Here is a 5,430-nt window from a genome sequence, read left to right as displayed (position 1 = left end):
GGCACATGCCTTAGTTTCATCGGTCTATCTCTCCTACCACTGGGTCTATGCTTGCCAAGATGGTAACCGCATCCGCTATTACACGGTCTTTCATGAGCTTGGGATACACGCAAAGGTTATACATAGAGCCTGGTCTTATCTTTACCCTGTAAGGCTTTGTGCCACCAGTGGAGTATATGTAAAAACCCAGCTCTCCCCTTGGGTTTTCTCCAGAGGAGTATATCTCACCTTCTGGAACCTTTAGACCTATGCCGTCAAGAGACAGCTTGAGCTTTTTGGGGTCTGGAGATTCCGCAAAGAAGGGTGCATTTTTGAGTTTTTCAAGCACCGCCACACACTGCTCTATTATCCTCAGGCTCTGCCTCATCTCCTCAAGCCTTACCAAATAGCGGTCATATACATCGCCATTTTCTCCCACTGGAATGTCAAACTCCACCCATGGATAGGCATCGTAGGGTTCAAACTTTCTTATATCGTAAGGCACGCCAGAGCCTCTGGCTACTGGACCTGTTAGCCCATAGAAGTAAACATCCTCCTTGCTTATAACTCCCACTCCCACGTTTCTTCTTAGCCATATCCTGTTCCTACTGAGTATGGTCTCCCACTCCTTTAGCTCCTTTGGAAACCTCTTTATAAAGGCTTTTATTACCTCCAGAGCACCCTCTGGCAAGTCCATACGCACACCACCTATCCTCGTGTAGGAGATGGTGAGCCTTGCACCAGTTATACCCTCTATAATGTCCATAAGTTTTTCTCTCTCCTTAAAGGCATACAGGAATATGGTTAGAGCTCCAAGGTCAAGGGCGTATGTGCCAAGCCACAAAAGGTGAGAGTTTATCCTCTGAAGCTCTGACATCATAGTGCGGATATACTTTGCCTTTTCTGGAACAAGGTCTTCTATGCCAAGAAGTCTCTCCACTGCCACAACCCAAGCCTGATTGGAGCATAGGGCGGAAAGGTAGTCCATACGGTCTGTGTAGACCAGAAACTGGTTATACATCTCGTTTTCTGCTAACTTTTCCACACCCCTGTGGAGCTGACCCAGTATCACATCGCACTGATAGACCCTTTCCCCCTCAAGGTCAAAGAGAAACCACATAGTCCCGTGTGTTCCCGGATGTAGTGGTCCCCAGTTTAGCACTATCTGAGCCTTCTTCTTAAGCCTTCTTTTTTCGGTTATCTCAAGGTCTTCCAAGGTTGGCACAGGCGTGTGCATCCTATCGTAATTCATAAGACCTTGAAGGTTATCACCCCATAGGACCTCGTTCAAGGAAGGTAAGTATTCTGTGGCATAGCCCTCAAGAGGAAAGTCCTTTCTAAGAGGATAGTGCTGGTAGGTTTCCCACATAAAGGCACGCACTAAGTTTTCGTGCCCCTCATACCTTATGCCAAACATATCGTAGCATTCTCTTTCTGCCCATTTGCCCGCAAACCAGAGCTTTTCTATAGAAGGAAGCTCTCCATCCGTCCACGTTTTTACCACTACCCTCTTTTTTTCATCCACGTTGTAGAGGATATAGAAGGCTTGAAAGCGAGGCTTTTTGTCAGGAAAGTCCACCACTGAGTGGTCAATAAAGAGCTTATAACCCTTTTCTTCCTTTAAGACCTTAAGAAGGTCAATGAGCCTTTCCTTTTGGATATGAAGAGAGGTAATGGTAGGCTTTTCTTCAATTTCAAGCCCCTCAAACCTGCTCCTTAGGTCAATAAAGTCCTGTCCCTTTGCCCAAGGCATCTCACACTCCTTTAGAGGCTTTCTTCTTCAAACTGCCAATCAAGGGCTCCCTTTCTCCAAGCATAAAGAAGCCCATAAGTTAATATAAGTATAAAGAGGAACATCTCCACAAAGCCAAAAACCCCCAGATACCTGTAAACTACCGTCCAAGGAAAAAGAAAGGCAGCCTCTATGTCAAAGAGCAAAAGCAGTAGACCAAGCAGGTAATAACCTTGATGGAAGGTAGACTGAGCGGATTTATCGTAAAGAGGCACTCCACACTCATAAGGATAATCTTGCAGGGCATCTGAGCTTTTTGGACCCAGTAGCTTGTTTACAAAGACAAAGACCAAGGCTAAGCCTAACATAATGCCTAAGAATATGAGCAGTGCCAAGTACTCCATACCTTCACCTCATAAATAGGTTTTCCGCAGAAGGACTTACAAAGCTCCATAATATTATAGGCACTGCACCAAGAAGGACAAGGGCAAGACTAAAGAGCAATATAAGAAACTTCTCCACCGGAGACACAGAAAGGTTTAGACTGTTGGTCTGCTCCTTCATAAACATAAGCACCGTTATCCTTAGGTAATAGCCTGTGGATATACCCGTTGCGATTATCATCACCAGGGCAAGCCACCAGAGCCTTTCAAAGGATAGGGACATAAAGACCAAGGCTTTTCCTACAAAGCCTACAGTAGGTGGAACTCCCAGCAAGGCAAGGAGCATTACCATAAAGGAGAAGGCAAGCCAAGGTGCGGAGAACCTCATACCTGAAAACTGCTCTAATTTGTTTTCCCATCCTGGCACTCTTTCTAAAAGGGCAAGCACCATAAAGCTACCAAAACCCATAAGGGAGTAGGCAAGGAGAAAGTATATGACCGCCTTTAGACCTATAACCTCTGCTACGGAGATACCTGCCAATATGTAGCCAGAGTGTGCTATAGAGGAGTAAGCCAAAAGCCTTTTTACGTCCTTTTGCACCAAGGCGGTAAGGTTTCCATACAGCATAGTCAGGGCAGAGATAATAGCCACTGTGGTTATCCATGCATAGGCAAAATGCTCCTGAACCAAGGGCATGAGCCTAACCACTGGAGCAAAAAAGGCGAGCTTTCCAAAGGATGCCATATAGGCGGTTATGGGCGTGGGAGCACCCTGATAGGCATCTGGAAGCCAAAAATGAAAGGGCACCGCACCTATCTTTATGGCAAAACCTATCAAAAATAGCACAAGACCAAGCACCAAAAAGTATTGGTTTTCACCCACATGCGTAAGGATATATCTAAGGTCAAGAGAGCCCGAATACAGATACATAAAGCCTGCACCGTAGGAAGCCAAGGCTATAGAAAGACCTCCAAGGATTAGATACTTAAAGGCACCCTCTTTTGAATTAAAGTCTGACCTGAGAAGAGCGGTAAGTATGTAGAAGGCTATGGAGACCGCCTCAAGGGCAACATATAGAACTATAAGGTTGTAGGAGGAGACTAAAAACATCCCACCTATTAGGGCAAAGCTAAGAATGTAGTAGAACTCTCCATAAAGAGACTTTTTGCTTTTGTAATAGAGGTAATTAAAGCCTAAAAGAGACATGGTAAGCAAAAGCATAAAGGCTTGCATAAGGCTTGAAAAGCTGTCTCTCTTGTAAAGCCCATAAAAGGTCTCTCCCTCCATACCCCAGTTGAAAACTATAAGAAGCAGAGCCAAAAGATAACCCACAAGGCTTACGCTTATGGCAAGAGCATGGTTTATCCTTTTGTATATAAGGTCAAGGCTAAAGAGGACAAAGCCAGTAAGCAAGACCACAAGCTCTGGAAGGACAAGGGACAGACGAGGCAATTCTATGCTTATTAGCTGTTCCATCTTAACCTCCCATTACCCTTAAGAGTAAGTACTCCAAAAGGCTGTCTATGTAAGGGTCATAGAAAGCGAAGAATAGGAAGGGTAGAAAGCCTACCATAAGCATGGGAATAACCACAAGCAAGAAGGCACTTAGCTTAAAGCCTCTTAGGTCTGTAAAGTGAACGAGCCTGCTTTCCTCCTTTGTGTCAAGGTATAGGGTCTTTAGGAGGTATAGCACATAGACCGCACTAAAGAAGGCACCCACAACCACTAAGAAGGCAAGAAGTAGTGTATATTCCCTTGCTCCCACGATAGTGAGAAACTTACCCCAGAAGGAAGAACCACCGGGAAGCCCCATAGAGGAAAAACCGGTTATGGCAACAAGAACCGCAAAGAGAGGCATAAACTTTATACTTCCCCTAAGTGCTTGCATATTAAAGCTGTGTAGCCTGTTGTAGATAAAACCCGCCATCATAAACAAGGCGGAGGAGGTAAGACCGTGGGCAAACATCTCTGTAATGCTGGCTCTTAGACCCTCTGCATTAAGGAGAAACATACCCGCTACCACAAAACCCATATGGCTCACAGAAGAGTAGGCTACAAACCTCTTTACATTGCTCTGGCTTATGGTAAACCAAGAGGCAAAAATTATAGTAAGTATACCCCAAAGCACCATTATGGGCATAAGGTATACAGAAGCTATTGGAAAGAGACCTATGTTGAACCTAAGCAGGGCATAAGTCCCCATCTTAAGAAGCACCGCAGCAAGCACCACAGAACCTGCAGTTGGTGCTTCTCCGTGAGCGTCTGGAAGCCATGTATGGAAAGGCACTATAGGCGTTTTTACCGCAAAGGCTATTAGAAAGAGAAGGAACATAAAAAGCTCAAAGGTAAAGTCATACTGATTGTTTATAAGGTCAAAGTAGTTAAAGGAAAACTCGCCAAACTGTTTATAGTGCTGGACCGCAAGGCTTACAATACCAAGCAAAAGGAACAAAGAGGAGACAAAGATGTATATGAAGAACTTATAGGCGGAATATAGCCTTAGCTTGTAGCCCCATATGCCTATGACAAAGAACATGGGAACAAGGGTAAGCTCATAAAAGACATAAAAGACCATAAGGTCAAGGCTGGCAAAAACACCTACAAGAAAAGTCTCTGTGAGCAAAAACCATGCGTAATATTCCTTAAGACGGTGGCTTATTTGATGGTCTCTTGTGGACCAAAGGATGGCAACCAAAGAAACCAAGGTGGTAAGTATATACATAAGGTAAGAAAGCCCATCAAAACCTAAATGCAAGCTAAGGTTTAGCTCAGGGATAAGGACATACTTTTCCTCAAACTGCACCCTGTCCGCCCTTGAAAAGTCAAAGAAGAAGAGAGATACCAAAGATATGCCAAACACAAGCCCGCTGAAGAAGACCGCTATCCACTTAGAAAGTTCCTCTTTTGCGAGGAGTATCACAAAAACTCCCAACAGAGGCAATATCATGCTCACCGATATTAGTGGAAACCCTTCCATCCTTTCACCTCATGCTGTATAGTATGACACCCAGTATAAAGACCACACCAAGTAGTAGAAAGCTCACATAGTTGTTAAGAAGACCTGTCTGTATGTTCCTTACCTTTTTACCCATCCAGTAGGACAGCTTTGCCACGCCGTTGACAAAAAGGTCCACAAGCATTATATCCAACTTCATCCAGAGGAATTTTACCACCCTAAAGTAGAGGAAGCTAAGCAGGTTTATAAAGCCATCTATCAAAACCCTATCACCAACAAGGAAAAGACCCTTAGAAAGACCCATATAACCCCTTGCTATGCCCCTATGGTAAAGCCTTTCAGTAAAGAACTGCTCTTTGAAGGTAGTATGCAAAGGCTT

5 protein-coding genes are annotated in these 5,430 nt (G+C 44.4%); all 5 read right to left on the bottom strand.

The window, feature by feature from the left end; all coding sequences use genetic code 11:
* Positions 1-16: 16 nt before the first annotated feature.
* A complete protein-coding gene (locus WKI49_03915; protein ID MEJ7621647.1) occupies positions 17-1,732 on the bottom strand; it encodes an NADH-quinone oxidoreductase subunit D in 1,716 nt (571 codons plus the stop codon).
* An 11-nt stretch (positions 1,733-1,743) separates the two neighbouring features.
* Complete coding sequence (locus tag WKI49_03910) at positions 1,744-2,115, bottom strand: NADH-quinone oxidoreductase subunit A (protein ID MEJ7621646.1); 372 nt, start codon at positions 2,113-2,115, stop codon at positions 1,744-1,746.
* A 4-nt stretch (positions 2,116-2,119) separates the two neighbouring features.
* The gene (locus WKI49_03905; protein ID MEJ7621645.1) at positions 2,120-3,571 is read right to left on the bottom strand and encodes an NADH-quinone oxidoreductase subunit N; all 1,452 of its coding nucleotides are present in this window, start codon (positions 3,569-3,571) and stop codon (positions 2,120-2,122) included.
* Position 3,572: 1 nt separating this feature from the next.
* Positions 3,573-5,072 (bottom strand): NuoM family protein, encoded by a 1,500-nt coding sequence (locus WKI49_03900; GenBank protein ID MEJ7621644.1) that lies wholly within the window; start codon positions 5,070-5,072, stop codon positions 3,573-3,575.
* Positions 5,073-5,076: 4 nt separating this feature from the next.
* Positions 5,077-5,430 (bottom strand): NADH-quinone oxidoreductase subunit L (locus WKI49_03895; GenBank protein MEJ7621643.1); only part of this gene is annotated, 354 nt, incomplete at its 5' end.

This window comes from Aquificaceae bacterium, from assembly GCA_037722135.1.
GTDB lineage: Bacteria > Aquificota > Aquificia > Aquificales > Aquificaceae > Pampinifervens > Pampinifervens sericum.
Note: the sequence above shows the minus strand (reverse complement) of the source record. Positions and strands in the feature narration are given on the sequence as shown.